The sequence below is a fragment of the Sphaerisporangium sp. NPDC049457 genome (assembly GCF_055586705.1).
Map to the genome: position 1 here is coordinate 286,830 of NZ_JBVJHR010000005.1, position 25,159 is coordinate 311,988.

The window sequence follows — 25,159 nt, forward strand, 5'->3', positions numbered from 1 at the left end:
GATGATTGCCAAGACGATCAGATGCCGCTGCGCCGCAAACCCGCCCAGCGCCGCAGCGCCCGCCGCGTCGAGCGCATGCTCGACGCGTGTGCCGAACTGCTGGACGAGGTCGGCTACGAGGCGCTCTCGACGACCCGCATCGCCGATCGGGCCGACGTCGCCATCGGCTCGGTCTACCAGTTCTTCCCCGACAAACGGGCGATCACCCAGGCGCTGACCCAGCGCAATGTGGAGCTTTTCATCGCCCGGGTCGGCAGGCGTTTCATGACCGAGGACTACGCCGGCTGGTGGCACGCGGTGGACGCCATCATCGACGAGTACGTCGACATGAACAGAACCGTTCCGGGGTTCCGCTCTTTGCGCTTCGGTGACGCGGTGGACCTCAACCTGCTCGACTCGGTGTCGGAGAACAACACCGTGATCGCGGGCCGGCTGCGCGGCCTCCTGCTGGCCGAGTTCGGCATGGCCGACAGCGAGGAGCTCGACCTGTGCCTCACCGTCGCGGTGGAGGCCGGGGGCGCGGTCCTCGCGCTGGCCTTCCGCCGCGATCCGGCGGGCTGGCCGCCGCTGGTGGAGGAGGCCAGGCGGCTGATCCGCGGCTACCTGTCCAGCCAGCTGCGCACGCACGGCGACCCGCGCCCCGGCCGCGAGGCCGGCCCGGTCACCTGACCGGGACGCGAGGCGCTGACCGGGCGTGGAGCGCAGCTGACCGGGCGTGGGCGTTGATCGGACCTGCGGCGCTGACCGGGCGTGGGGCGGTGGACTACCAGGCCCGGGACGGCGACCCCGGGCGGCCGGAGGCGTCCGCCGCGCCGGCGGAGTTCCCGGCGCGCCCGGAGCCGGAGCCCGTGAGGTCCGGGACGGCGGGCGAGCCGGACGGCGGGGACGAGGAGGCGCCCGCGTCGCCGGTCCTGGCGTCGCAACTGGAGGACACCCCGCGCACCGGTTTGCGCGCGGCCTGCACCTCCGCGCGCAACCGGACCAGCTCCTGGCGTTGCTGGTCGGCGGTGTCGAGCCGGGCGGTGGCGTACCCGAGCGTCCCTGGAATGATCGCGGCGCACAGGGCCGCGCAGGCGAGAGCGAAGGTGGTCTGCCAGGACATGTCCATCGCAGCTCCTTCGAAGAGCGGGTGACGTTCCAGGCGTGGCGAATATGCCCGGTCGTCCCGGGTGCACACGTACGGTAGTCAAACATGTGCAAATCAGGACGTAAGTAATGCCTGCCGTTGTCCCCTCACAGTCGAGCGGCGCTCGGTAATCTCGTCTTGTGGCACATGTGACACGTGAGCAGCTTGATCGACTTCTCGAGCACGCCCTCCTCGACGACGATCACGGGGCTCTGGCGGGGAGACTCGACGACCTGGCGCGCGGATACGCGTCCGGTGAGGTGTCCCGTGCCGCGATCCTCGTGCTCGCCGCTGAGGAGTGGCGGCAGGCCGGCCAGCCGGCACGGGCCCTCGAGTGCTTCCAGCGGGCGCTGGACGACGGCGGCGAGGTGAGCGTCGATCCCCGGGCCGGCATCGCCGACACCCTCTTCGAGCTCGACCGCCCCGACGAGGCCCGCGAGCTGGTCGACTCCATCAAGGCCGGCGGGAACGTCGACCCGAGCACCGCCCTGAACGTCGCCGAGACCCTGCTGGCCTACGGCGATCCGCGCGCGGCCCACGAGTGGGCCACCGACGGCATCCTCGCCGGCGAGGGGCCCGCCGGCATCCGGGACGCGCTCCTGCGCACCCGCTACCGCATCCGCGTCGACCTCGGCCTGCCCGAGGACGACCTCGACGCCCTGCTCGACGTCTCCCGCTGACCGCCGCGGCGGGCCGGAGCGGTCGGCACCCGGCGCGCGGCCGAGGCGGAACGCGCGACGTGCGGCGGCGCAAGCGTGAAAGGCCGCACGGGCCGTGACCCCCAAGCGTCACGGCCCGCGCGGTGCGGGTGGCCTGGCCACCCCTCTCGGGCGGCTCGCCGGCGGGCGGGCCGCTCGCCGGGCGGGCGCCTTCGGGCGGCGGCGCGACCGTGCGCCCGCGTCAGCGGACGCGCACGCCGGCGAGCCCGGTGTCCACGGCGATCGCTCTGCCGATCTCGGCGCTCACGCCGTTCGAGTCGTGCCCGGGCACCAGCGCGGGAAGGGGCTCCGGGTCGACCGGCAGGACGAGCCCGGGAGCGGTGCCGGGCCCGTCGGAGGCGTAGGCGCCGCGCCGCGCCGACCGGTCATCGAAGCGCAGGACGTCGGGCACGGTGACCCGCACGGTCCGCCCGTGGATGGCCCGGTAGAGGAGCGTGCCCCCGGCCGGGTGCGGTAGGCCCGCGCCGCGCATGATGGCGGGCAGGTCGTTCAGGCCGATCACCGCGGCGGTGCGGGAGGGCAGCCCCGCCGAGCGCCCGACATGCTCGAACCCGATGAGCAGATCGCCCCGGCCGTCCCGGACGGCTCCCGAGGTGGCCGCGTGCGGCGCCGGGACGGCGTCCAGCCCTCCGCGGGCGGGCGAGGCGACGGCCCGCGCCCCAGGGGCCGTCAGCGGGCCTTCCTCGCCCGGCGTGGCGGCGGAGGCGACGCCGGCGCCGAGCAGGCCCGTGCCCGCCGCGACCGCGGCCACCGCGAGGATCCCCCGGATCTTGTGTGAACTACGCATGAGAACTCCCTGACTACCTCTGGTGCTTGGATGAGCACTCAAGGTAGCCAGGGAGCCTCTCCGTCGGCGGGTCGTTGACCTGATGCTGGCGGATTCCTTACCGAGACGCCCCGACGGTCAGAGTGTCACCGGCGGCGTCGAGATCGACGGTGACCTCGTCGCCGTCGTGGATCTCGCCGGCGAGCAGGCTCTTGGCCAGCTTGTCGCCGATCGCCGACTGGACCAGCCGGCGCAGCGGCCGGGCGCCGTACAGCGGGTCGTACCCGGTGAGCGCCAGCCAGTCGCGCGCGGCAGGCGTGACGGTCAGCGTCAGCCGGCGGTCGGCCAGGCGGCGCGCCAGCCGGGCGACCTGCAGGTCGACGATCTGCGACAGCTCCTCCGAGCCGAGCGCGTCGAACAGGATCACGTCGTCCAGCCGGTTGAGGAACTCCGGCTTGAACGAGCCGCGCACGGCCGCCATGACCTTGTCGCGCTTGGCGACCCCGTCGAGCGCCGGGTCGACCAGGAACTGCGAGCCGATGTTGGAGGTCAGGATCAGGATCGTGTTGCGGAAGTCGACCGTGCGGCCCTGCCCGTCGGTGAGGCGGCCGTCGTCGAGCACCTGCAGCAGGATGTCGAAGACCTCGGGGTGGGCCTTCTCGATCTCGTCCAGCAGCACCACGGTGTACGGCCGGCGCCGCACCGCCTCGGTGAGCTGCCCGCCCTCCTCGTAGCCGACGTATCCGGGCGGGGCGCCGACCAGGCGGGCCACGCTGTGCTTCTCGCCGTACTCGCTCATGTCGATGCGGGTCATGGCGCGCTCGTCGTCGAACAGGAACTCCGCGAGGGCCTTGGCGAGCTCGGTCTTGCCGACGCCCGTCGGGCCGAGGAACAGGAACGAGCCGGTCGGCCGGTCGGGGTCGGCGACCCCGGCGCGCGCGCGGCGCACGGCGTCCGACACCGCCTGGACGGCCTCGCGCTGCCCGACGAGCCTGCGCCCGAGCTCGTCCTCCATGCGCAGCAGCTTGGCGGTCTCGCCCTCCAGCAGCCGCCCGGCGGGGATGCCGGTCCAGGAGGAGATGACCTGGGCGATGTCGTCGGCGCCGACCTCCTCCTTGACCATCGGGTCCTCGGGCTGGGCCTGCGCGCTCGCCTCGGAGAGCTCCTTCTCAAGGCGCGGCACGTCGCCGTACATCAGCCGGGAGGCCGCCTCGAAGGCGCCGTCGCGCTGGGCGCGCTCGGCCGCCGACCGGGCCTCGTCGAGCTGCTTCTTCAGCTCGCCGACCCTGTTGAGGCCGGCCTTCTCCTTCTGCCAGCGCACGACCAGGGCGTCGAGCTCCTCCTGGCGGTCGGCGAGCTCCTTGCGCAGCTTCTCAAGGCGCTGGACGCTCGCCTCGTCGGTCTCCTTGGCGAGCGCCAGCTCCTCCATCTTGAGCCGGTCGACGGCCCGCTGCAGCTCGTCGATCTCCACCGGACGCGAGTCGATCTCCATGCGCAGGCGGCTGGCGGCCTCGTCGACCAGGTCGATCGCCTTGTCGGGCAGGAAGCGGGCGGTGATGTAGCGGTCGGACAGGGTGGCCGCGGCCACCAGGGCCCCGTCGGAGATCTGCACCTTGTGGTGCGCCTCGTAGCGGCCCTTGAGCCCGCGCAGGATCGCGATGGTGTCCTCGACCGACGGCTCGCCGACGAAGATCTGCTGGAAGCGCCGCTCCAGCGCGGGGTCCTTCTCGATGCGCTCGCGGTACTCGTCCAGGGTGGTCGCGCCGATCATGCGCAGCTCGCCCCTGGCCAGCATGGGCTTGAGCATGTTGCCGGCGTCCATCGCGCCCTCGGCCGCGCCCGCGCCGACCATCGTGTGCAGCTCGTCGATGAACGTGACGACCTGCCCGTCGCTCTCTTTGATCTCGGTGAGCACGGCCTTGAGCCGCTCTTCGAACTCGCCGCGGAACTTCGCGCCCGCGACCATCGCGCCGAGGTCGAGGGAGACCAGGCGCTTGCCGCGCAGGCTCTCGGGCACGTCGCCGGCCACGATGCGCTGGGCCAGGCCGTCCACGACGGCGGTCTTGCCGACGCCGGGCTCGCCGATCAGCACCGGGTTGTTCTTGGTGCGGCGGCTGAGCACCTGCACCACGCGGCGGATCTCGTTGTCCCGGCCGATCACCGGGTCGAGCTTGCCCGCCCGGGCCAGCTCGGTGAGGTCGACGCCGTACTTCTCCAGCGCGCGGTAGGTGTCCTCCGGGCTCTCGCTGGTGACCCGGGCGTGGCCGCGGACCTTCTCGAACGCCTCCAGCAGCGTGTTCGCGGTGGCGCCCTGCGCCTTGAGCAGCTCGGCGACGCGCCCGCCGTCGGCGGCCAGCCCGACCAGCAGGTGCTCGGTCGAGACGTACTCGTCCTCCAGCTGCTTGGCGCGGGCCGCGGCGGTGTTCAGCACGACGAGCAGCTGCCGGGAGGACGACGGAGCGCTCACCGTCGCGCCCTGGGCCTTCGGGAGCCGTTCGAGCTCCTGCTCGGCCTCGGTGCGCAGCCGCTTCCAGTCGGCGCCGACGGCCTCCAGCAGATGCACGGCCGTGCCCTCGTTCTGGGAGAGCAGCGCGGTGAACAGGTGAGCCGGCGCGACCTCGGGGTGGCCCTCGGCGGCGGCCCGCCGGACGGCGGCCGACAGGGCGTCCTGGCTCTTACGCGTGAGCTTGTAGTCCATGCCTACCTTGCCTTTCTCGCATGGCGGATCGCCCGGCGCTCGCCAGGTGGCGGTGCTGCGTCGTTCCGCTATATGTGCGCCGCGGCCCGGGGCGCGGGCCGCACCCGGGCGCGGTGGTGGTGTCGCCGCGCGGCCCGGGACGGTGCCGCCGCGCCGTGGCGGGTGTGCGCGCCTCCGCTCATGCGGGAGGCAGCTGGTACTGGATCAGGGCACGGATCATCGCCATCTCGCTCCTGAGCCGGCCGAGCTCCTCGCGCATACGGAGGTTCTCGGTCTCAAGGGCCAGGATGCGCTTGATGCCGGCCAGGTTGATGCCCTCCTCCTGGGAGAGCCGTTGCACCTCGCGGAGCATCACGATGTCGCGCGTGGAGTACAGGCGGCCCCGGCCGGCCGTCCGGCCTGGGCTGACCAGGCCGAGACGGTCGTACTGCCGGAGGGTCTGCGGGTGGAGCCCGGAAAGCTGAGCGGCCACCGAGATGACGTACACCGGGGTGTCGTCGGACAGGTCGAAGTAGTTGGCGTCCATCGGCGTCGCCTCCTTTCGGGGCTACTCGGTTCTCGCCTGCCTGAGCAGGTCGGCGCGGGGGTCCACGCCGTCGGAGACCGAGCGGTACTCCTCCAGCGCGGCCTTCTCCTTGTCGTCGAGGTGCTGGGGCACCACCACCTCGACGGTGACCAGCAGATCACCCTTGGTGCCGTCCTTGCGGGTGACACCCCGGCCGCGCACGCGGAACGTGCGGCCGTTCGGGGTGCCCTCGGGGATCCGCAGGGTCACCGGCATGCCCTGGAGCACCGGCACCTTGATCTCGGCGCCGAGCGCGGCCTCGGCGAACGTCACAGGGACGGTGATGGTCAGGTTGTCGCCCGACCGGCCGAAGATGGCATGCGGTTTCACGTGAATCTGGACATAAAGATCACCGGCCGGGCCGCCGTTCTCGCCGGGCGCGCCCTTGCCCTTGAGCCGGATGCGCTGGCCGTCGGCCACGCCGGCGGGGATGCGCGCCTGGAGGGTGCGGGTGCTCTTGCCGCGGCCGCTGCCCTCGCACACCGGGCAGGGATCGTCGACGAGCAGACCGCGGCCCTTGCAGTCGCGGCACGGCTCGGAGAAGGCGAAGTTGCCGAGGTTGCGGCTGGCCGCGCCGGTGCCCTCGCAGGTCGGGCAGACCCGCGGGGTCGTGCCGGCCTTGGCGCCGGTGCCGTTGCAGGCCGAGCACGCCGAGGAGCTGGTGAGCCTGAGCGCCACCGTGGTGCCGTCCACGGCCTCCATGAACGACAGGGTGACCTCGGACTCGATGTCCTGCCCTCGGCGGGGCCGGCTGGTCGTCGTGGTCGAGGTGCGTCCGCCACGGTTGAACAGGCCGCCGAACAGGTCGCCGATGCGCTCTCCCGTGCCGCCGCCGCCCTGCGCCGTGCCTCCGAAGAGGTCGCCGAACTCGAACGGGAAGCCGCCGCCACCGCGGGGGGCGCCGCCCCCCGCGTATCCGCCCACACCGGACCCGAACAGCGTGCGCGCCTCGTCGTACTCTTTGCGGCGCTTGCTGTCGGACAGGACGTCGTAGGCCTCCGAGACCTGCTTGAACTTGGCCTCGGTCTCCGTGTTGCCCTGGTTGGCGTCCGGGTGGTACTTCCTGGCCAGCCTCCGGTACGCCTTCTTGATCTCTTCGGCGGTGGCGGTCTTCGACACACCAAGGACCGCGTAATAGTCCTTCTCCAGGTAGTCCTTGGTGCTCATCTATCGCTTCCTTCGTGGCCCAAAGGGGTGATCGCTCAATTGTCCTCGGGCTCGGCCGCCGCCGCGCCCGTTTCGTCCGCTTCGGCGGCGGAACGCTCGGAGGAGGCCTCCGGTTCCTGCGGCTCGGCGACGGCCACCCGCGCCGGACGCAGGATGCGGTCGCCGATCTGGTAGCCCGGCTGGAGGATCTCCACACAGGTGGGCTCGGTGACGTCGGCCGAGTAGCTGTGCAGCAGGGCCTCGTGCACGGTCGGGTCGAACGGGTCGCCCTTGGCGCCGTAGGCCGAAAGGCCCAGCTTGCCGACCGCGCTCTCGAGCGCCTCGCTCACCTTGGCGAACCCGCCGGTGAGCTCGCCGTGGTCGCGGGCCCTGCCGATGTCGTCGAGCACGGGCAGCAGCTCGGTGAGCACGTTGGCGACCGCCTGCTCGCGGACCGTCACCCGGTCGCGCTCGACGCGCTTGCGGTAGTTGGAGTATTCGGCCTGAAGGCGCTGGAGGTCGGCCGTGCGCTCGGCGAGCTGCGCGGCGACGCCGTCGTCCGGCGGGGCCGCCTCGGGCGAGGCGGCGGGGGAAGACGTGTCGTCCGCCTTCCCCGCCCCCTGGCGCACCTGCCCTGTCTCGGGGTCGATGCGCCGGTTGTCACGGATCACCAGGCCTTCGTGCTCGCTCCCAGAGTTCGGGGACGTCACGCGGCACCGCCCTCCCGCTTGGGCTCGTCGTCGACGATCTCGGCCTCGACGACGTCGTCGTCGGCCTTGGCGCTGCCGCCGTCGGCGGCACCGGTGGCGCCGGCCCCGGGGGCCCCGCCCTCGGCGCCCGGCTGCGACTGGGCGTAGATCGCCGAACCCATCTTCTGGCTGACGGTGGCGAGCTTCTCGGCGGCGGCCCGGATGGCGGCGGAGTCGCTGCCCTCCAGGGTCTTCTTCAGCTCGCTCAGCGACTCTTCGACCTCGGTCTTGACGTCGGCCGGGACCTTCTCCTCGTTCTCACGGAGGAACTTCTCGGTCTGGTAGGCCAGGCCGTCGGCGTTGTTGCGCGTCTCGGCGTCCTCGCGGCGCTTCTTGTCCTCCTCGGCGTAGGACTCGGCCTCGCGCATCATGCGCTCGATGTCGTCCTTCGGCAGCGCCGAGCCGCCGGTGATGGTCATCGACTGCTCCTTGCCGGTGCCGAGGTCCTTGGCGGAGACGTTGACGATGCCGTTGGCGTCGATGTCGAAGGTGACCTCGATCTGCGGGATGCCGCGCGGCGCCGGGGCGATGCCGGTCAGCTCGAAGGTGGCAAGCTTCTTGTTGTAGGCCGCGATCTCGCGCTCACCCTGGAAGACCTGGATCTGCACCGACGGCTGGTTGTCCTCGGCCGTGGTGAAGACCTCCGACCGCTTGGTCGGGATCGTGGTGTTGCGCTCGATGATCTTGGTGAAGATGCCGCCCTTGGTCTCGATGCCCAGGCTCAGCGGGGTGACGTCCAGCAGCAGGACGTCCTTGACCTCGCCCTTGAGCACGCCCGCCTGGAGCGCGGCGCCGATGGCGACGACCTCGTCGGGGTTGACGCCCTTGTTGGGCTCCTTGCCGCCGGTGAGCTCCTTGACCAGCTCGCTGACGGCGGGCATGCGGGTGGAACCGCCGACGAGCACCACGTGGGCGATGTCGGCGACCTTGATGCCGGCGTCCTTGATGACCTGGTGGAACGGGCCCTTGCAGCGCTCGAGCAGGTCGGCGGTGATGCGCTGGAACTCCGACCGGGTGAGCTTGTCCTCAAGGTGGAGGGGACCCTCGGCCGAGGCGGTGATGTAGGGCAGGTTGATCGAGGTCTCGGTCTGCGACGACAGCTCGATCTTGGCCTTCTCGGCGGCCTCGCGGAGGCGCTGGAGGGCCATCTTGTCCTTGGACAGGTCGACGCCGTGGGCGTTCTTGAAGCGGGTCACCAGCTCGTCGACGACGCGCTGGTCCCAGTCGTCGCCGCCCAGGTGGTTGTCACCGCTGGTGGCCTTGACCTCGACGAAGCCGTGGCCGTCCTCCTGGCCGACGTCGAGCAGGGACACGTCGAAGGTGCCGCCGCCGAGGTCGAAGACCAGGATGGTCTGGTCCTTCTCCTTGTCGAGCCCGTACGCCAGCGCGGCCGAGGTCGGCTCGTTGATGATGCGCAGGACGTTGAGGCCCGCGATCTGGCCGGCCTCCTTGGTGGCCTGGCGCTGGGAGTCGTTGAAGTACGCGGGAACGGTGATCACCGCGTCGGTGATCTTCTCGCCGAGGTAGGCCTCGGCGTCCGTCTTGAGCTTCTGCAGGACGAAGGCGCTGATCTGCTGGGGTGAGAACTTCTTGCCGTCGATCTCGACCGACCAGTCGGAGCCCATCTCACGCTTGACCGAGCGGATGGTCCGGTCGACGTTGGTGACGGCCTGCCGCTTGGCGACCTCGCCGACGAGGACCTCGCCGTTCTTGGCGAAGGCCACGACCGACGGAGTCGTGCGCGAGCCCTGCGCGTTGGCGATGACGGTGGGCTCACCGCCCTCGAGGATCGAGACGACAGAGTTGGTCGTCCCAAGGTCGATACCTACCGCACGTGCCATGAGTACGTCCTTGTAGTAAAAGTTGAGTCCGAGTGACTCAATCGTAGCCCCGCTCGACCCGTTGTCAAGCGAGTTGAGTCTATCGGGCTCAACCCTACGCGCCGGTCCCGTATTCCGCGCACATGGGGCACCGCGAACACGCACTCCTTCGACGCGCACGACCTTCCCTGAGCCGAGAGACGCCTTCGGCCGGCGCGATGCCGTCATGCGTCGCGCCCTGACCTCCAGACTGTTGAACGTTTGTTGTACGCTGGCGGTATGACAATAGGATTCCGCGCCAGCGACGAAGACGAGAGGATCATCGCTGCCCATCGGCGCGAAGGCGAGAGCACTACCGATGTGCTGCGCCGGGCACTCCGCATGCTCGATCGCGAGGCCTGGGAGGAGAAGGCCCGCGCGGACATGCACCGGCTCAGAGGTGAAGACCTTTCCGCTGAGCCGGACGCCTGGACCTATGACGATGACGGCGGCATCCACGTCACCGGAACGGCGATCAGGGTGGCTCCCCGGCGGCAGGAGGGCGGCCGGTGATCCGTGGGGCGGTCTACCCGATCGACCTGGGTGACGCCAAGCGTGGTCACGAGCAGCGCGGCAGGCGACTGGGCCTGGTCATGTCCGTCCAGCAGGACCGCTGGAGCTTGGTGACGGTCATTCCGACATCGACCGGCGCGCAACCGTCGATCTTCCGGCCGGAGTTGTCCGTGGCGGGAAGGGACACGCGCCTGCTGGTCGACCAGATCCGCACCATTGACATCGCCTATGTCGTCGGTGAACCGGTGGACTACCTCGCCCGCGACGACCTGGCCCAGGTGGAACACGCGCTGAGCCGCTACCTCGGCCTCACCTGCTGACGCGCATCGGGGTCCCCCTCCACGGTCGTCACCCCCGTGCGGCGTGGTCAGGGCTTGGCGCCGTCGGTGATTTCGCGGTGGTCCAGGGGGGTCTTGAGTTCGACCGTGGTGGACTTCTGTACCGCGATCTCGATGCACGCCGTGTTCTCGGCGTCGCGCGCCTGGCCCTCGTACAGGGTCACGGTGACCCGCTTCGCGGTCTCGCGCACGCTCACCCGGTCCAGTACGTTGCAGGGCTCCACCCCCGACCACCAGGTGATCGTGAGCCTGCGCCCGTCGCGCGAGGGGCGCGCCTTCTCCCACCGGACCTTGCGGGTGTTCACCGTGTGGCCCTTCGGCGTGGTGGGGGAGGCGCCGGCCGCCGGGGCGGCGGGGGCGGTCGCGCTCGCCGAGTCCGCCGGCGCGGTCACGGGTTCCTCGGGGGAGGCGCTCGTGGTGCCCGTCTCCGCGGCCGTGGCCGTGGCGGTGGCGGTGGCGGTGGAGGTGCCCGTCGCGCCGCCGCAGGCCATGGTCAGGAACAGGGATCCGGTCACCAGTGTCGCCGTCATCGTCCGCATGTCCCTTCGACGTATTCGATCTCTCCCGGGTTCGCGCCCCGGACGGCGGCGGACGCGAAAGGACCCCCGGCCTGGGTGGCCGGGGGTCCTTCCGTTGGGGGGCTCTGTCGGGCCGGCGGGTCAGCGCTCGCCGGGCACCCAGTCATCGTCGGCCGAGGTCGGCGCGGACCGCAGGGCCGCCGCCGGCGGGACCGGGTCGGCGAACGGCGCGCAGTGGACGTCCGGGCCGGGCAGGCTCGCCGGCAGCGTGCCGTCGGTCAGGTACGCCTTCCAGATGTCGTCGATGCAGGCGTTGCCGCGGCCGGTGAGGCCGTGGTTGCCGCCGCCGTCCATGACGACCAGGCGCGAGGACGGGAAGCGGTTGTGCATCTCGACGCCGCCCTGGTACGGGGTGGCGGCGTCCTTGGTGTCCTGGAAGAACAGGGCATTCTTGATCGCGTGGCCGTCGATGCGCGCCGGGTGGCCGCCGCGCACGGGCCAGGACTGGCACTGCGCGTTGTACCAGGCGTTGCCCCAGCTCAGGAACGGAGCGGTGCGGTAGGACTCCCACCAGTCGCGGTGCCAGGTGCCCCAGTCGCGCGGCCAGCGCGCGTCGCTGCACTCCACGGCGGAGTAGACGGCGAAGCCTGTCGTCGCCGCTGCTGTCGCCGTAGGTGCCGTACGCCGCCACGAGCGGGGCGGCGTCGCCGGCCACGTACTTGGACAGGGCGTCGGCCAGGAGCGGCCAGCGGCTCTTGAGGTAGCCGCCCGACAGGAAGGTGTCGTCCAGCTCGTCCGGGCCGACCCTGCCCTCGGCGGGGGAGGCCTTCAGCTTCGCGCGCGTCGCGTAGAACGCCTTCTCCACGTCGGCGCCGGTCGTGCCGAGGTGGTAGGTGGCGTCGTACTTGGCGATCCAGGCGAAGAAGTCCTTGGCGCGGACCTCGAAGGCGTGGTTCTGGTCGATGTTGGCGTCGTACCAGACCCGCTCGGGGTTCACGATGCTGTCCAGGACCAGGCGGCGGATCTTGGACGGGAACAGGGTGGCGTAGGTGGCGCCCAGGTAGGTGCCGTAGGAGTAGCCGACGTAGCTGATCTGCTTCTGGCCGAGGGCCTTGCGGATCTCGTCCATGTCCTTGGCGGCGTCCACCGTGGTCATGTGCCTCAGCAGCTCGCCGTGGGCGGCGTCACAGGCCTTGGAGTAGCCCTGCATCCGCTTGACCCAGGCGGCCTCCTCCGCCGCGCTGGACGGGATGTAGTCCGGGCGGACCGGGTCGAAGAAGTGCGGGTCGCAGCTCAGCGCCGGCTCGCTGGCGCCGACGCCGCGCGGGTCGAAGCCGATGAGGTCGTACTGCGCGGCCAGAGCCGCGCCGAGCCGGGTCTGCATGACCACCGGGTACGCCCGGCCGCTGCCGCCGGGGCCACCGGGGTTGAAAAGGATCGCCCCCTGGTAGTGGGCGGTGTCGGTCGCCTTCTTGCGCGTTATAGCGATCTTGATGGTCTTGCCCCGCGGGCGGGAGTGGTCGAGCGGCACCGCGACCGACGCGCACTCGATCCCTTCCGGCAGGTCCTCGCACTGGGCCCACTGCGGGGCGTGGGCGGGAGGCGTGTGATCGGGCGCCTGCCGGGTCCCGGCCGTCGCGGGTGACGCGACCAGCGCTCCGCTCAGACCCAGACCGGCGGTGGCCAGTGCTATCAGGATCTTCTTCAACGATCTACCCCTTCGACGCCGGCGGTCCGTCGTTGGATCCGACTTATGGCATCTTCTGGTAGATCATGCGTATAAAAGGGTTATAAGACGACGGCTGTTTTCAGTTGGTTGTCAAACCGCAACATGCGGCCGCCTCCGGTGATCGGCGCCTGAACTTCCGTAAGGTGGGGAGGTCTCTCCCCACCAGCCGTCCAGCAGTCGTGCCGGGAAGGATGCCGATGGTGTTGCGTCAGATTCTGCTCGCCGCCTCCAGCAGCGACCGCGTGGAGAGCGTTGTCAGGAACGCCGGGGCCGTCCGGGCGCTGGCGGGCCGCTACGTGGCCGGGGACGCCGCAGAGGACGCCGCCTCGGCGGCGTCGGGGCTCGTCGCCGACGGCCTGCTGGTGACGCTGGACCATCTGAACGGGCCGGCGCGCGACGCGGGCGGGGCCGACCGCGCGGTGAAAGACTGGCTGACCCTGCTCGACGCCCTGGCCCGCCGCGGCGTCGCCAAGGGCGCCGACCTGTCGCTGCGGCTGTCCTCCCTCGGCCTCGGCCTCGACGACGACCTGGCGCGCCGCAACGCCGCGCGGGTCTGCCAGGCCGCCCTGGACGCGGGCGCCACGGTGACGGTCGAGGGGGAGGATCCGCCGATGGCGAAGGCCGCTTTCCGGGTCCACGCGGCGCTGCTCGACGAGCACCCGGCGACCGGCGTCACCGTGCGGGCCGCGCTGCGCGGCGCTGAGGAGCACTGCCGCGCGCGGGCCGCCGGCCGCGTCCGGCTCCGCCGCGGCCACGGGGACGGCCCAGCCGCCGTCGCCCACCGCGACCCCGCGGCCATCGACCGCGCGTTCGTGCGCTGCCTCAAGGCGCTCATGGCCGGCGAGGGCACCCCAGTGGTCGCCACCCACGACCGGCGGCTCATCGAGGTGGCCTCGGCGCTCGCCGTGCTGAACGAGCGCGAACGCGACGGCGTCGAGTACGAGATGTCCTACGGGGTGCGGCCGGCCGAGCAGGCCCGGCTCGCCGGCCTCGGCGTCCGCGTGCGCGTCCGCGTCCCCTACGGCGCCGGCTGGTACCCGCACCTGGCTCGCCGGCTGGCCCGTCGCCCCGCCGGCCTGGCCCTGCTGGCCCGCTCCCTGGTACGGCTCTGACGGCCCGGGAGTCGGTAGGCTTCGAGCGTTCCCCGACTCCTACACGAGGTGCGCAGAGATGATCGCGATTCTCGGAACCGGCAAGATGGGTGAGGCCCTGCTGTCAGGGCTGCTGCGCGCCGGCGTCGAGCGGGACGAGATCGTGGCGACCGCGCGGCGCGAGGACCGCGCCCAGGCGCTGCGCGAGCGCCACGGCGTGCGCGTCGTGACCAACGGCGAGGCCGCCAAGATCGCCGAGACGCTGATCCTGGCGGTCAAGCCGCAGGACATGGCGGCACTGCTCACCGAGATCGCCCCGCACGTCCCGGCGGGCAAGCTCGTGGTCACGGTTGCGGCCGGCATCACGACGGCCTTCGTCGAGTCCCGCCTCGGCGACGAGGTCCCGGTCGTGCGGGTCATGTCCAACACCCCGGTGCTGGTCGACGAGGCCATGAGCGTCATCTCGGCCGGCGCCCACGCATCCGAGGTCCACCTCAAGCACGCCGAGGACCTTCTCTCGCCCGTGGGCAAGGTGCTGCGCATCCCCGAGTCCCAGCAGGACGCCGCCACCGCGCTGTCCGGCAGCGGCCCGGCGTACTTCTTCTATCTGGTCGAGGCGATGGTCGACGCCGGCATCCTGCTGGGCATGCCGCGGGCCGCGGCGCTCGACATGGTCACCCAGTCGATCGTCGGCGCGGCCATCATGCTGCGTGACTCCGGCGAGCATCCCGTCATCCTGCGAGAGGCGGTCACCTCGCCCGGCGGGACGACGATCGCCGCCATCGCCGAGCTTGAGCGCCACAGCGTCCGCGCCGCCTTCCTCGCCGCCATCGAGGCGGCCCGCGACCGCAGCCGCGAGCTCGCCGCCGGCTGAGCCGCGGGCCGAGCCGGCGGCGCCGGTGGGCCGAGCCGCGGGATCCGTTCGCGCGGCGGGTCAGTCGTTCTCGGTGACCAGCCGGAGGAACTCCTCGAACGAGATGCGGCCGTCGCCGTCGGCGTCGGCCCCCCGCTCCAGCGCTCCCAGCGCCTCGGCGGGGAGGTGCGGGAAGTGCTCGACGTACTCGGCGTCGGTGATGAATCCGTCACCGTCGCTGTCGATCGACGCGAACTGTTCCCTGAGCCGTGCCCATCGCGGGTCCGCGGGTGTCGCCGTCAAGAGCTCTGCCTCCGGGGCGAGAAGTTATCCGGTACGGCGAACACCCTAGTTCCGGCGTTCGGTCAATACGACTATGGGTCGCCTCAATCTCCTCATATCGCCCGTCGAGCGGGCAGGCGGCGACGGCGCGCGCCCACGCGGGGCCAGGGTAACGGTAAGGAAAGTTTGCTAATAAGGTGCTCGTGGCCGGGTTTCGGGGGGCGGCGGGCATGGGGACGCGATGACGGCGGCTGCGGGCGTGGGAGAGCGGACGGCGGAGCCCGCGGTCTGGACGCGCGACTTCCGGCTGTTCTTCACGGCCCGGTCGGTCTCGATGCTCGGCACGGCCATGGTGCCGGTCGGGCTGTCGCTCGGCGTCCTGCGGGCCGGGTACGGCGCGAGCGGCGTCGGCTACACCCTGGCGGCCTCGACGGTGCCGATGGCCGCCCTGGTGCTCTTCGGCGGGGTGTTCGCCGACCGGTTCACGCCGCGGCGCATGATGGTCGGCGCCGACCTGGCGCGCCTGGTCTCCCAGTCGATCGCCGCGGTCCTGTTCTTCACCGGCGTCCCCGCCCTGTGGCAGATCATGACCATCGCGGCCGTCAACGGCACGGCGGCGGCGATGTTCCAGCCCGGCCTGGCCAGCCTGGTGCCCCGCATCGCCAGGGACGTGCAGCGCGCCGTGGCGACCCAGCGCACCTCCGAGTCCCTCATGATGCTCGTCGGGCCGTCCATCGCGGGCGTGCTGGTGGGGTTCGCCGACGTCGGCGTGGTGTTCGTGGTCGACGCCGCGGGGTTCGGCGTCAGCGCGCTCTGCCTGGCCCTGCTGCGCCTGCGCGGCGCCCCCGCCGCCGCCCGCGAGGGGTCGATCTGGGGCGGCCTCAAGGAGGGGTGGCACGAGTTCAGGTCCCGCACCTGGATGTGGGGGGTGATCTGCGTCTGGGCGGCGATGGGCATCGCGGTCTTCGGCCCGGTGATCCCGCTCGGCGCGACGCTGATCGATGGGTCCTACCACGCCACCGGGTACGGGTTCGTGACCTCGGCCTACGGGGCCGGCACCATCCTCGGCGGCGTCGTCGCCATGCGGGTCAGACCCGCGCGGCCGCTGGCCGCCGGCGCGACGGCGCTGTTCCTGCTCACGCTCCAGCCCTTGTCGATCACGCTCGGGCTCCCGCTGCCGGTGATGGCCGCCTGCCACCTGCTGGCGGGCACGGGGTCGGCGTTCTGGGGCGTCATGTGGATGACCAGCGTCCAGACCCAGGTCGCGCCGGAGGTGCTGAACCGCGTCCACGCCTACGAGGTCGCCGGCTCGGTCATGGCCATCCCGGTCGGCCAGGCCCTCAGCGGCCCGGTCGCCTCGCTGCTGGGGGCGCGGGAGGTGCTGGCCGTCTCCGCGGCCGTGACGGTCTGCGGGGCGGCGCTGCTGCTGACCGTGCCCGCCGTCCGGCGCCTTCGCCGCGTCCCCGAGACCGGCTGAGGATCCCGCGAGCGGGGGCCCAGGCGGGGCCGGCCGTCTCCCTCCTACGATGGGCCGGGTGACGATTCGTCGCGGTATCCCCCCGCTTCTCATCGGTCTCACCCTGCTCGTCTCGGCCTGTTCCCAGGACGAGCCGTCCAAGGTGGCCATCGGCGAGGCTCGGCGCGCCCCCGTCAGCGAGGTCGTCGAGGCCCCCGGCACGATCGGCGCGCGCGCCACGGCGACCCTGCGGTCTCCGGCGGCCGGCACGGTCGCCAAGCTGTACGTCCAGGACGGCGACACGGTGGAGAAGGGGGAGATCCTCGCCCGCATCGACTCCCCGCAGGCGCGGGACCAACTCCGCCAGGCCCGCCGCGCCGAGCGGCAGGCCGCCAGGCCGGTGCGCCTCGGCGGCGCGGCGCCGGCGCCGAGCATCCGGCTCGCCGGCCTGAACCTCACCTCGTCCCTGGACCGCAAGGTGGCGCGCGGCTTCGCCAAGGCGCGCGCCGCGGCCCGCGAGATCGGCGACCGGCGGGTGCGGGCGCACCTCCTCGCCGCGATCGACGCCGCCGAGACCCAGCACCGCGCCCAGCGCGCGGCGCTCGACCAGATCACAAAAGGCCTGACCCGGTCGGTCAACCAGACCCTCTCCCAGGTCAGCGGCCAGATCGGCGCGGGCCTCGGCGGGCTCGCGGCGTCCATGTCGTCCCTGCAGGCGGCCTCCAAAAGCCAGGCGAAGGCCGCCGTGCAGATCGCGAGCGCGACGGTGCGGGGCCTGACGATCAAGGCCCCGTTCGACGGGGTCGTCACGCTGGGCGGCCCGTCCGGCGGCGCGGGCCCGGACCTCGGCTCGCTGCTCGGGCGGCTTCCCGCGGGCCTGTCCGGCCAGGCCGGCGCGGCCGCGTCCGGCGCCGGCGCGGGGGCCGCCACCTCCGGCGGCACGATCGCGGCCGGGGTGCCGGTCGCGGCCGGCGACGCCATCGCCACGGTGACGGACGTGTCGGAGCTGACGCTGTCCGCCGACGTGGACGAGACCGACGTGCTGCTCGTCACCCGCGGCGTGCGGGCCGAGGCCGAGCTGGACGCGGTCTCCGGGGCCACCTACCGGGCCAAGGTCGCCGGCGTCGGCGTGACCCCCAAGGAGGGCACGACCGGCGGAGTCAGCTACCCCGTGCGGCTCACGCTCGGCGAGGGCGCCTACGACGACGGAGGCGAGGCGCCGCCGCCCAAACCCGGCATGAGCGCCGTCGTCCGGCTGACCGTGCGCGAGTCGCCGGACGCGGTGGCGGTGCCGGCGGCGAGCATCGTGACCAGCGGCGAGGAGACCGTGGTGTGGGTGGTCCGCGGCGACGGCACGGCCGAACGCAGGGTGGTCAAGCTCGGCGCCCAGGGCGACGCCCTGGTCGAGGTGGCCAGGGGCCTGTCGCCGGGTGAACGGGTCGTCGTCAAGGGCGCCGACACCGTGCGGCAGGACCAGAAGCTCACGTGACCGCCGGGTTCCCTGAGGGCGCCGGCCCGCCGCCGGCCTTCGAGGCCGTCGACCTCGCCCGCTCCTACAAGCTCGAAGGCGTCTCGGTGGACGCGCTGCGCGGGGTGAGCCTGCGCATCGACCACGGCGAGTTCGTCGCCATCGTCGGCCCGTCCGGGTCGGGCAAGTCGACGCTCATGCACCTGCTCGGCTGCCTGGACCGGCCCACCTCCGGAACGCTGCGCGTCAACGGCGTCGAGGTGTCCACGCTGGACGACGCCGGGCTCGCCGAGCTGCGCAACCAGGCCGTGGGCTTCGTGTTCCAGTCGTTCCACCTGCTCGGCCGCACCTCGGCGCTGGAGAACGTGGCCCTGCCCCTGGTGTACCGGGGCGTGGGCCGGGCCGAGCGCAGGGAGCGGGCCAGGCGCGCGCTGTCCGCCGTGGGCCTCGCGCACCGCCTGGACCACCGGCCGTCCCAGATGTCCGGCGGCGAGCAGCAGCGCGTGGCGATCGCGCGCGCCCTGGTGGGAGACCCCAAGGTCGTGCTGGCCGACGAGCCGACCGGCAACCTCGACTCGCGCAACGGCCGGGAGGTGATGGGCATCCTCGCCGAGCTGAACTCCGCGCGCGGGGTGGCCGTGGTCCTGGTCACCCACGAGCGCGAGGTCGCCGGCCTCGCCCGCCGCCGCATCCACGTCCGCGACGGCGTCGTCGAACTCGACGAACGGGACGAGCCGTGAGGACCGCGGAGGCCCTGCGGATGGCGCTGGAAGCGCTGCGGGTCAACCGGCTGCGCAGCGCGCTGACCATGTTCGGCGTGGTCATCGGGGTGTCGGCCGTGGTGATCCTGGTCGCCATCGGCACCGGCGCGAAGGAGGCGGTCGAGAAGGAGATCGCCGGCCTGGGCAGCAACATCATCCTCGTCGTGCCCGGCCAGGTGGGCCTCGGGGCTGCGCCCACCCAGAGCCGGCTCGACCTGGCGGACGTCGCCTACGTCCGCCGCGTCGTCGGCGACCCCGGCAAGGTCACCGTCGCGGTCAACTCCGGCGAGTCGGTGCGGGTCGGCCGCACCGAGGTCTTCGCCACCCTCACCGGCACCGACGAGAACCTGCCGAACATCTTCGAGCGGCCGCTGCGCCGCGGCCGGTACCTCAGCGAGACCGACGTGGACACCCGGCGGCGCGTCGCGGTGCTCGGCTCGGAGGTCGGCGCCGAGCTGTTCGGCGACGTCGACCCGATCGGCCGCCAGGTGACGATCTCCGGCGTGCGCTTCCGCGTCATCGGGCTGTACGAGCCGGTGGGCGCGACGTTCGGCGTGGCGCGCGACCAGGAGGTGCACGTCCCCGTCACGACGGCGCAGCGCCTCATCGGCCTGCCGAGGATCAACGGCATCGCGGTCGGCGCCTCAGGGCCCGACGAGATCGAGCCGCTGCGGCAGCGGGTGCTGCACGGGCTTGAGAGCCGCTACCCGGGCGAGCGGTTCAGCGCGGTCACCCAGACCCAGCTCCTCGGCACCATCGGCAGCGTGCTCGGCATGCTCACCGGCGTCCTTGCGGCCATCGCCGGCATCTCGCTGCTGGTGGGCGGGGTCGGAGTCTCCAACATCATGCTGGTCAGCGTCCGGGAGCGCACGCGCGAGATCGGCCTGCGCAAGGCGCTCGGCGCCCGGCAGCGCGACGTGCTCGGCCAGTTCCTCATCGAGGCCGTGCTGCTCACCACGATCGGCGGCGCGATCGGCATCCTGATCGGCGTGGGCGGCTCCCTGCTGATCCAGGCGCTCTCGCCGGTGCCGGCCGCGATCACCTGGTGGTCGATCGCCCTGGCGTTCGGGGTGTCGGCCGGCGTCGGGGTCTTCTTCGGCGTCGCGCCGGCCCGCCGCGCGGCCCGGCTCGACCCGGTCATCGCTCTGCGCGCCGAATGAACCGGCCGGGCGTGCTGTACGGTCGATTCATGCGGTTGCGCGGAGAGCTGGTGAGGAAATGAGCCGGTCCGTGCGGGTCGTCTGGGACGACAAGCTGATCTCCTACGACTTCGGGCCGGGCCATCCCCTGGCGCCCATCCGGGTCGAGCTGACGATGGCCCTGGCGCGCGAGCTCGGGGTGCTCGACAAGGTCGAGCTGGCGGGGTGTTCCCCGGCCACCGACGACGAGCTGGCCCTCGTGCACCGGCGTGACTACATCGAGGCCGTCAAGCGCGTCTCGGCGACCGGCATGCCCGATCTGTCCTGCGGGCTCGGCACGGTGGACAATCCGGCCTTCGCCGGCGTGCACGAGGCGTCCGCGCTGATCACCGGGGCCTCGATCGCGGCCTCGCGGGCGGTGTGGACCGGGCAGGCCGAGCACGCCCTCAACGTCGCCGGCGGGCTGCACCACGCCATGCCCGGCCTGGCCAGCGGTTTCTGCGTCTACAACGACCCGGCGGCGGGCATCGCCTGGATGCTGGAGAACGGCGCGCGCCGCGTCGCCTATGTCGACGTCGACGTCCACCACGGCGACGGCGTCCAGGCGATCTTCTACGACGACCCGCGGGTGCTCACGATCAGCCTGCACGAGAGCCCGCGCACGCTGTTCCCCGGCACCGGCTTCGCCAGCGAGACCGGCGTCGAGGGCACGGCCGTCAACGTCGCGCTCCCGGCCGGGTGCGGCGACGCGGGGTGGCTGCGCGCCTTCCACGCGGTCGTGCCGCCGCTGCTGCGCGAGTTCCAGCCCGAGGTGCTGTTCAGCCAGCAGGGCTGCGACAGCCACGCCCTGGACCCGCTGGCCCATCTCATGCTGAGCCTGGACGGCCAGCGGCAGGCCTACGCGGCGCTGCACGCGCTGGCGCACGAGACGGCCGGCGGCCGGTGGGTGGCGACGGGCGGCGGCGGATACGAGCTGGTCCAGGTGGTGCCGCGGGCGTGGAGCCATCTGATCGCCGAGGCGGCCGGCGAGCCGATCGACCCCCAGACGGTCACCCCGCAGAGCTGGCGCGACTTCGTCTCGCTGCGCACGGGCGAGGTCCCGCCGCTGCACATGACCGACGGCCGCCTGCCGGAGTTCCAGGACCTCTCCGACGGATACGACCCGGCGGACCCGGTCGACCGCGCGATCATGGCGACGCGCAAGGCGGTCTTCCCGTTCCACGGCCTGGACCCGATGCCCTGACCGCGCCCCGGTGCCCGCCCGCTCAGCGCGGGGGGCAGACTGGGCAGGAGGGACGTTCCCCAGGCCACGGCCCGGCGGCGCCGACCGGAATTTCATCGTTTGCCAAATGGTTACGATCGTGGGAGATCTGTCGATCGAACGCTCATGGCGACACGCGCGGTGACCCGTCGTTCCACGGGGTGATCCAGCGCCGTGGTCCTGCCTGGTCGAGCCGCCGGCGTGAGCCGTGAACGCCGGCCAGCCGCTGAGCGCACGGAGAGAATCATGCATACCGCGAGCCCGCCCACGAGGAGCGAGCTGAGAGAGCACCTGGTGGACACCAAGATCGCCGGGAACATCGCCACCAGCCGGGAGAACAACCTCGACCACTACCGTTCGCTCGCCCTGGGTGACCCGTACTACATGTTCGGCCTCACCTTCGACGGCGACTGGGCCTACCGCGACGTGCTGGCGCTCATGGCCAAGTCCGCGGGGGTCGTCGACGACCCCGAGCACCGGGCGGGCCAGGACACCATCGACCCCGAGCGGACCATCGACGCCCTCGACGCGATGGCGGGGCGCATCGCCGCCGCGCTCAGCAAGCCCGACCCGCGCATTCTGATCGCCACCGGCCATCCCACCGGCATCCTGACCATCCACCTCGCCCTGGCCCGCTTCGCCGCCGGACGCGGCGCGACGCTGCTCACCCCGGCGGAGGGCCTGATGATCTCCAGCGGAGGGCTGGGGCGCAAGCGCCGCATCATGTACTTCGACAACGTATGCGTGCTGGCGGACGGGGGCGCGCTCGTCCACACCCACGACCCGGCGCCGATGCAGGCGATGCTCGCCCGGCTAGCTCCAGAGACGCCCGATCTGGTGATCGCCGACCACGGGTGGGCGGGGGCGGCCGGCGAGGCGGGCGTCGAGACCGTCGGTTTCGCCGACAGCAACGACCCCGGGCTGTTCGTGGGCGAGGCGGAGGGCAAGATCGCGGTGACCGTGCCGCTCGATGACAATGTGTTCCCCCGGCATTACGATGCGTTGACCGCTTATCTGATCGCAAGGGTCGAGAGTGACCTGTGATGCGATCCGCACCGGTTTCGGGCTGTCGCTAATCGGTGTTCCGCGCGCGTATTGACCCGGAGACATCGACCGTTTGCCAACTTTTTTGTGATCCCAAGCGACTCTAATGGGACACGGTTGGACCGAGTGACAGATCGAGATCAGGGCTCGGCCTGGCTGCTGGCCAGCGACTTTTCCCGTTCTGGTGGCAAGGTTCTCCGATCGCTGATGGAATAGGGGGTTTGCGCGATCGGAGTCGCGTTCTACGCTGACAGCAGTACACGTGCGTGAGCAATGGCACCAGTGGGGATAACCCGGAAACACGTGCGGAAGAGGCGTCCGATGGGTGCAGGCGAAAGACCTCTCAGCGAGGTGAAGTTCCTGACGGTGGCAGAGGTCGCCACCGTCATGCGGGTGTCCAAGATGACGGTGTACCGGCTGGTCCACTCTGGCGAGCTACCGGCCATCCGGGTCGGGCGATCCTTCAGGGTGCCTGAGCAGGCGGTGCACGACTACCTCAGGGATGCGTTCATCGAGGCGGGTTGAATGGATCAGTGATCAGCTCGCTGATCGTTCGGTGACTTGCTGATGATGTCCGCATGGTTCGCGGAGACGCGAACCTGACCGGAAGCGGGGTGGGCGGCCGGCCGCCCGCGTCGTCCCGGTCGCCGGTCGTGACCTTCGGCGGCCACGCGGGTTCCCCCCAGGGGGCGATCGACCGCGAATCGCCGGTAGGCTGTTGGCTCGGTGTGCGTCTAGGCGAGGCGTGGGCTCGTGGTTCGGTCGTGCCGTGGAAACGGGGCGCCCAGGTACGGGCGGTGCACGGCTCGCCGTCTCCTGTGCACCGTTGTTGACAAACCTACCTTCACCTGGGGGTCCCGTGGGCTCTGTGATCAAGAAGCGTCGTAAGCGCATGGCTAAGAAGAAGCACCGCAAGCTTCTCAAGAAGACCCGCATCCAGCGGCGTAACAAGAAGTAGTAGCGCGGACCGACAACGCAGAGCGGCGGGCCGGGCGACGATCTCAGCGATCGCCATCCCGGTGAGCACCCCGAGCTGAGCGCGACCACGAGTAAGTGATTCTGCGAGGCGCCGATGGCACACACCGTGCTCGTCACGGGAGTCTCCCGGCACATCGGTGCACGGGTGGCGAGCGTTCTCGCGGCAGACCCGGACATCGACCGGGTCATCGGAGTGGACACCGCGCCGCCGTCCTCGAACGCGCTGGGCGGCGGCGGCGTCGCGCTGGGCCGCACCGAGTTCGTCCGGGTTGATCTGCGCAGCCCGGACATCGCGCACGTCATCGCGGCCGCCGACATCGACACCGTCGTGCACATGAGCCTGGTGACCGCGCCGTCGGGCCGCGCGGGCCGGTCGTCGATGAAAGAGCACAACGTCATCGGCACCATGCAGCTGCTGGCCGCCTGCCAGCGCTCGGCCACCGTGCGCAGGGTCGTGGTCCGGTCGACCACGGCCGTCTACGGCTCATCCCCCCGCGATCCGGCGGTGTTCACCGAGGACGCCGAGCCGATCGAGGCGCCGAACCGCGGCTACGCCAAGGACGCCACCGAGGTGGAGTCCTACGTGCGCGGCTTCGCCCGGCGGCGGCCCGACGTCACCGTGTCGACGTTGCGCTTCGCGAACTTCATGGGCCCCGGCGTCGACTCGCCGCTGACGCGCTACTTCGCGCTGCCCGTCCTGCCGACGGTGTTCGGCTTCGACCCGCGCCTGCAGTTCGTCCACGAGGACGACGGCGTCGAGGTCCTGCGGCGCACGGCCCTGGAAGACCACCCCGGCACCTACAACGTGGCGGGCGACGGCGTCATGCTCCTGTCACAGTGCGTGCGCAGAAGCGGCCGCCCCTCCGTCCCGGTGCCCTCCACCGCCTTCCGCGCCCTCGGCGACCTGGCGCGCGGCGCCGGCCGCGTCGACTTCTCGCCCGAGCAGCTCGGCCTCATGAGCTACGGCCGCGCCGTGGACTCCGACCGGATCGCCGCCGTGCTCGACTGGCGGCCCAAGTACTCCACGGCCTCGGCGTTCGATGATTTCCTCCACTCGCGTGGCTTGTTTGGCGGTATGCCACTCACTGTGATCGACTGGCTGTCGACAGTGCTGGGTGGGGGAGCGCGACCGTGAACAAGACAGAGACGCATGACCGTGACGACGAGGAGCCCGGCGACGCCCGGGTGATCCCCATCACGGCCGCGCGGCGCCACACCGGCCCGGGCGGGACGAGCGCCGTCGAAGACCGCCTGGCCGAGTTCCTGGACTTCCTGCGCCGGCGCGTCGCAGGTGAGTACGAGGTCGACGAGTTCGGGTTCGACCCCGAGCTGAACGACAAGGTGCTCCTTGAGCTGATCCGCCCGCTGTACCGCCACTGGTTCCGCGTCGAGACCACCGGCCTCGCCAACGTGCCCGGCGAGGCGGGCGCCCTCGTGGTCGCCAACCACTCGGGCACCCTTCCCGTCGACGCCCTCATGCTCCAGGTGGCGCTGCACGACGAGCATCCCGCGCGCCGCCCGCTGCGCCTGCTCGGCGCCGACCTGGTCTACCAGCTGCCCGTGCTCGGCCACCTGTCGCGCAAGTCCGGCCACACGCTGGCCTGCCCGGAGGACGCCGACCGGCTGATGCGCAAGGGCGAGCTGGTCGGGGTGTTCCCCGAGGGCTTCAAGGGCGTCGGCAAGCCGTTCTCCGAGCGCTACAAGCTCCAGCGCTTCGGCCGCGGCGGCTTCGTGGCCTCGGCGATCCGCGCCCAGGTGCCGATCATCCCGTGCGCGATCGTCGGCGCAGAGGAGATCTATCCCAAGATCGGCGACTGGCGTTCGCTCGCGCGGCTGCTCGGCGTGCCGTACATCCCCATCACGCCGCTGTTCCCCTGGCTCGGGCCGCTCGGCCTGGTGCCGCTGCCGTCCAAGTGGATGATCAGGTTCGGCGAGCCGGTGCGCACCGACGAGTACGACCCTGAGGAGGCCGACGACCCGATGCTCGTCTTCAACCTCACCGACCAGATCCGCGAGCTCGTCCAGCAGCAGCTCAACCAGCTACGCCTCCAGCGCGGCCACGCCTTCCCCCCGTTCTTCTGACGCGTCGCGGCGGGTGGG

Annotated in this window: 26 protein-coding genes and 1 pseudogene; 16 read left to right on the top strand and 11 right to left on the bottom strand. The window is 71.7% G+C overall.

Annotated elements, in window-relative coordinates:
- The first annotated feature begins 21 nt into the window (after positions 1-21).
- Complete coding sequence (locus ACZ6QO_RS10620; protein WP_465849574.1) at positions 22-669, top strand: TetR/AcrR family transcriptional regulator; 648 nt, start codon at positions 22-24, stop codon at positions 667-669.
- Positions 670-763: 94 nt separating this feature from the next.
- Here ACZ6QO_RS10620 and ACZ6QO_RS10625 read toward each other — a convergent pair whose 3' ends face one another.
- Positions 764-1,108, bottom strand: a complete 345-nt coding sequence (locus ACZ6QO_RS10625) for a hypothetical protein (protein WP_465849576.1) — start codon at positions 1,106-1,108, stop codon at positions 764-766.
- A 158-nt stretch (positions 1,109-1,266) separates the two neighbouring features.
- Between ACZ6QO_RS10625 and ACZ6QO_RS10630 the strand changes: the two genes are divergently transcribed.
- Complete coding sequence (locus tag ACZ6QO_RS10630; RefSeq protein ID WP_465849578.1) at positions 1,267-1,806, top strand: tetratricopeptide repeat protein; 540 nt, start codon at positions 1,267-1,269, stop codon at positions 1,804-1,806.
- Between the two features lie 220 nt (positions 1,807-2,026).
- Here the strand turns inward: ACZ6QO_RS10630 and ACZ6QO_RS10635 are convergent, their stop codons facing one another.
- From ACZ6QO_RS10635 to dnaK, 6 genes are all read right to left on the bottom strand, one after another.
- On the bottom strand, positions 2,027-2,632 hold the full coding sequence (locus tag ACZ6QO_RS10635; protein WP_465849580.1) for a hypothetical protein: 606 nt from the start codon (positions 2,630-2,632) through the stop codon (positions 2,027-2,029).
- A gap of 97 nt (positions 2,633-2,729) precedes the next feature.
- Positions 2,730-5,309: an ATP-dependent chaperone ClpB gene (clpB, locus tag ACZ6QO_RS10640; RefSeq protein ID WP_465849582.1), complete on the bottom strand. Its 2,580-nt coding sequence runs from the start codon at positions 5,307-5,309 to the stop codon at positions 2,730-2,732.
- A gap of 178 nt (positions 5,310-5,487) precedes the next feature.
- Entirely contained in the window at positions 5,488-5,835 is a 348-nt protein-coding gene (locus ACZ6QO_RS10645) for a heat shock protein transcriptional repressor HspR (RefSeq protein WP_354837737.1), read from the bottom strand.
- Between the two features lie 21 nt (positions 5,836-5,856).
- Complete coding sequence (gene dnaJ, locus ACZ6QO_RS10650; RefSeq protein WP_465849584.1) at positions 5,857-7,041, bottom strand: molecular chaperone DnaJ; 1,185 nt, start codon at positions 7,039-7,041, stop codon at positions 5,857-5,859.
- 35 nt (positions 7,042-7,076) lie between these two features.
- A complete protein-coding gene (grpE, locus tag ACZ6QO_RS10655; RefSeq protein ID WP_465849586.1) occupies positions 7,077-7,730 on the bottom strand; it encodes a nucleotide exchange factor GrpE in 654 nt (217 codons plus the stop codon).
- Complete coding sequence (dnaK, locus tag ACZ6QO_RS10660) at positions 7,727-9,610, bottom strand: molecular chaperone DnaK (RefSeq protein WP_465849588.1); 1,884 nt, start codon at positions 9,608-9,610, stop codon at positions 7,727-7,729. Before dnaK ends, grpE begins: the two co-directional genes overlap by 4 nt.
- Before the next feature lie 258 nt (positions 9,611-9,868).
- Here dnaK and ACZ6QO_RS10665 point away from each other — a divergent pair, with 258 nt between their 5' ends.
- Together ACZ6QO_RS10665 and ACZ6QO_RS10670 are read left to right on the top strand one after the other, a co-directional pair.
- Complete coding sequence (locus ACZ6QO_RS10665; RefSeq protein ID WP_465849590.1) at positions 9,869-10,141, top strand: hypothetical protein; 273 nt, start codon at positions 9,869-9,871, stop codon at positions 10,139-10,141.
- Entirely contained in the window at positions 10,138-10,461 is a 324-nt protein-coding gene (locus ACZ6QO_RS10670; RefSeq protein WP_465849591.1) for a type II toxin-antitoxin system PemK/MazF family toxin, read from the top strand. The genes ACZ6QO_RS10665 and ACZ6QO_RS10670 overlap by 4 nt, the downstream gene beginning before the upstream one ends.
- Positions 10,462-10,508: 47 nt before the next feature.
- On the opposite strand, the gene ACZ6QO_RS10675 is transcribed toward ACZ6QO_RS10670, so the two are convergent.
- From ACZ6QO_RS10675 to ACZ6QO_RS10685, 3 genes and pseudogenes are all read right to left on the bottom strand, one after another.
- Complete coding sequence (locus ACZ6QO_RS10675; RefSeq protein ID WP_465849593.1) at positions 10,509-11,009, bottom strand: hypothetical protein; 501 nt, start codon at positions 11,007-11,009, stop codon at positions 10,509-10,511.
- Between the two features lie 129 nt (positions 11,010-11,138).
- The gene (locus ACZ6QO_RS10680; protein ID WP_465849699.1) at positions 11,139-11,624 is read right to left on the bottom strand and encodes an alpha/beta hydrolase; all 486 of its coding nucleotides are present in this window, start codon (positions 11,622-11,624) and stop codon (positions 11,139-11,141) included.
- A 334-nt stretch (positions 11,625-11,958) separates the two neighbouring features.
- Positions 11,959-12,381 (bottom strand): annotated as a pseudogene (locus ACZ6QO_RS10685) (alpha/beta fold hydrolase); the annotation flags it as partial.
- A gap of 542 nt (positions 12,382-12,923) precedes the next feature.
- Between ACZ6QO_RS10685 and ACZ6QO_RS10690 the strand changes: the two are divergent.
- Both ACZ6QO_RS10690 and proC read left to right on the top strand, forming a co-directional pair.
- Positions 12,924-13,838 carry a proline dehydrogenase family protein gene (locus tag ACZ6QO_RS10690; RefSeq protein WP_465849594.1) on the top strand — a complete coding sequence of 305 codons (915 nt, stop codon included), beginning with the start codon at positions 12,924-12,926 and terminating at the stop codon, positions 13,836-13,838.
- Positions 13,839-13,896: 58 nt separating this feature from the next.
- The gene (gene proC, locus ACZ6QO_RS10695; protein ID WP_465849596.1) at positions 13,897-14,691 is read left to right on the top strand and encodes a pyrroline-5-carboxylate reductase; all 795 of its coding nucleotides are present in this window, start codon (positions 13,897-13,899) and stop codon (positions 14,689-14,691) included.
- Between the two features lie 60 nt (positions 14,692-14,751).
- Here proC and ACZ6QO_RS10700 read toward each other — a convergent pair whose 3' ends face one another.
- Positions 14,752-14,973 (bottom strand): EF-hand domain-containing protein, encoded by a 222-nt coding sequence (locus ACZ6QO_RS10700; protein ID WP_465849598.1) that lies wholly within the window; start codon positions 14,971-14,973, stop codon positions 14,752-14,754.
- A gap of 220 nt (positions 14,974-15,193) precedes the next feature.
- On the opposite strand from ACZ6QO_RS10700, the gene ACZ6QO_RS10705 reads away from it, so the two are divergent.
- The 10 genes from ACZ6QO_RS10705 (at position 15,194) to ACZ6QO_RS10750 (ending at position 25,141) form a co-directional block, all read left to right on the top strand.
- Positions 15,194-16,429 carry an MFS transporter gene (locus ACZ6QO_RS10705; RefSeq protein ID WP_465849600.1) on the top strand — a complete coding sequence of 412 codons (1,236 nt, stop codon included), beginning with the start codon at positions 15,194-15,196 and terminating at the stop codon, positions 16,427-16,429.
- Between the two features lie 58 nt (positions 16,430-16,487).
- Entirely contained in the window at positions 16,488-17,897 is a 1,410-nt protein-coding gene (locus tag ACZ6QO_RS10710; RefSeq protein WP_465849602.1) for an efflux RND transporter periplasmic adaptor subunit, read from the top strand.
- On the top strand, positions 17,894-18,616 hold the full coding sequence (locus tag ACZ6QO_RS10715) for an ABC transporter ATP-binding protein (RefSeq protein ID WP_465849604.1): 723 nt from the start codon (positions 17,894-17,896) through the stop codon (positions 18,614-18,616). The genes ACZ6QO_RS10710 and ACZ6QO_RS10715 overlap by 4 nt, the downstream gene beginning before the upstream one ends.
- Positions 18,613-19,797, top strand: a complete 1,185-nt coding sequence (locus ACZ6QO_RS10720; RefSeq protein ID WP_465849605.1) for an ABC transporter permease — start codon at positions 18,613-18,615, stop codon at positions 19,795-19,797. Before ACZ6QO_RS10715 ends, ACZ6QO_RS10720 begins: the two co-directional genes overlap by 4 nt.
- A 58-nt stretch (positions 19,798-19,855) precedes the next feature.
- Positions 19,856-21,019, top strand: coding sequence for an acetoin utilization protein AcuC (locus ACZ6QO_RS10725; protein ID WP_465849607.1), 1,164 nt, complete (start codon positions 19,856-19,858; stop codon positions 21,017-21,019).
- Between the two features lie 264 nt (positions 21,020-21,283).
- Positions 21,284-22,081 carry a phosphatase gene (locus ACZ6QO_RS10730; RefSeq protein WP_465849609.1) on the top strand — a complete coding sequence of 266 codons (798 nt, stop codon included), beginning with the start codon at positions 21,284-21,286 and terminating at the stop codon, positions 22,079-22,081.
- A gap of 321 nt (positions 22,082-22,402) precedes the next feature.
- Positions 22,403-22,606: a helix-turn-helix domain-containing protein gene (locus tag ACZ6QO_RS10735; protein ID WP_030456159.1), complete on the top strand. Its 204-nt coding sequence runs from the start codon at positions 22,403-22,405 to the stop codon at positions 22,604-22,606.
- A gap of 334 nt (positions 22,607-22,940) precedes the next feature.
- Positions 22,941-23,039, top strand: a complete 99-nt coding sequence (locus ACZ6QO_RS10740; protein ID WP_018654693.1) for a 30S ribosomal protein bS22 — start codon at positions 22,941-22,943, stop codon at positions 23,037-23,039.
- Between the two features lie 114 nt (positions 23,040-23,153).
- On the top strand, positions 23,154-24,194 hold the full coding sequence (locus tag ACZ6QO_RS10745) for an NAD-dependent epimerase/dehydratase family protein (RefSeq protein WP_465849611.1): 1,041 nt from the start codon (positions 23,154-23,156) through the stop codon (positions 24,192-24,194).
- Positions 24,191-25,141 carry a lysophospholipid acyltransferase family protein gene (locus ACZ6QO_RS10750; RefSeq protein ID WP_465849613.1) on the top strand — a complete coding sequence of 317 codons (951 nt, stop codon included), beginning with the start codon at positions 24,191-24,193 and terminating at the stop codon, positions 25,139-25,141. Before ACZ6QO_RS10745 ends, ACZ6QO_RS10750 begins: the two co-directional genes overlap by 4 nt.
- Positions 25,142-25,159: the final 18 nt, after the last annotated feature.

Excerpts from the sequence above, each read along its gene's own strand:
- ACZ6QO_RS10725 (WP_465849607.1), top strand. The coding sequence starts at position 19,856 with ATGAGCCGGTCCGTGCGGGTCGTCTGGGACGACAAGCTGATCTCCTAC.
- ACZ6QO_RS10635 (WP_465849580.1), bottom strand. The coding sequence starts at position 2,632 with ATGCGTAGTTCACACAAGATCCGGGGGATCCTCGCGGTGGCCGCGGTC.
- ACZ6QO_RS10645 (WP_354837737.1), bottom strand. The coding sequence starts at position 5,835 with ATGGACGCCAACTACTTCGACCTGTCCGACGACACCCCGGTGTACGTC.
- dnaK (WP_465849588.1), bottom strand. The coding sequence starts at position 9,610 with ATGGCACGTGCGGTAGGTATCGACCTTGGGACGACCAACTCTGTCGTC.
- ACZ6QO_RS10730 (WP_465849609.1), top strand. The coding sequence starts at position 21,284 with ATGCATACCGCGAGCCCGCCCACGAGGAGCGAGCTGAGAGAGCACCTG.
- ACZ6QO_RS10620 (WP_465849574.1), top strand. The coding sequence starts at position 22 with ATGCCGCTGCGCCGCAAACCCGCCCAGCGCCGCAGCGCCCGCCGCGTC.
- ACZ6QO_RS10745 (WP_465849611.1), top strand. The coding sequence starts at position 23,154 with ATGGCACACACCGTGCTCGTCACGGGAGTCTCCCGGCACATCGGTGCA.
- ACZ6QO_RS10625 (WP_465849576.1), bottom strand. The coding sequence starts at position 1,108 with ATGGACATGTCCTGGCAGACCACCTTCGCTCTCGCCTGCGCGGCCCTG.
- ACZ6QO_RS10705 (WP_465849600.1), top strand. The coding sequence starts at position 15,194 with ATGACGGCGGCTGCGGGCGTGGGAGAGCGGACGGCGGAGCCCGCGGTC.
- ACZ6QO_RS10690 (WP_465849594.1), top strand. The coding sequence starts at position 12,924 with ATGGTGTTGCGTCAGATTCTGCTCGCCGCCTCCAGCAGCGACCGCGTG.
- dnaJ (WP_465849584.1), bottom strand. The coding sequence starts at position 7,041 with ATGAGCACCAAGGACTACCTGGAGAAGGACTATTACGCGGTCCTTGGT.
- clpB (WP_465849582.1), bottom strand. The coding sequence starts at position 5,309 with ATGGACTACAAGCTCACGCGTAAGAGCCAGGACGCCCTGTCGGCCGCC.
- proC (WP_465849596.1), top strand. The coding sequence starts at position 13,897 with ATGATCGCGATTCTCGGAACCGGCAAGATGGGTGAGGCCCTGCTGTCA.
- ACZ6QO_RS10675 (WP_465849593.1), bottom strand. The coding sequence starts at position 11,009 with ATGACGGCGACACTGGTGACCGGATCCCTGTTCCTGACCATGGCCTGC.
- ACZ6QO_RS10735 (WP_030456159.1), top strand. The coding sequence starts at position 22,403 with ATGGGTGCAGGCGAAAGACCTCTCAGCGAGGTGAAGTTCCTGACGGTG.
- ACZ6QO_RS10665 (WP_465849590.1), top strand. The coding sequence starts at position 9,869 with ATGACAATAGGATTCCGCGCCAGCGACGAAGACGAGAGGATCATCGCT.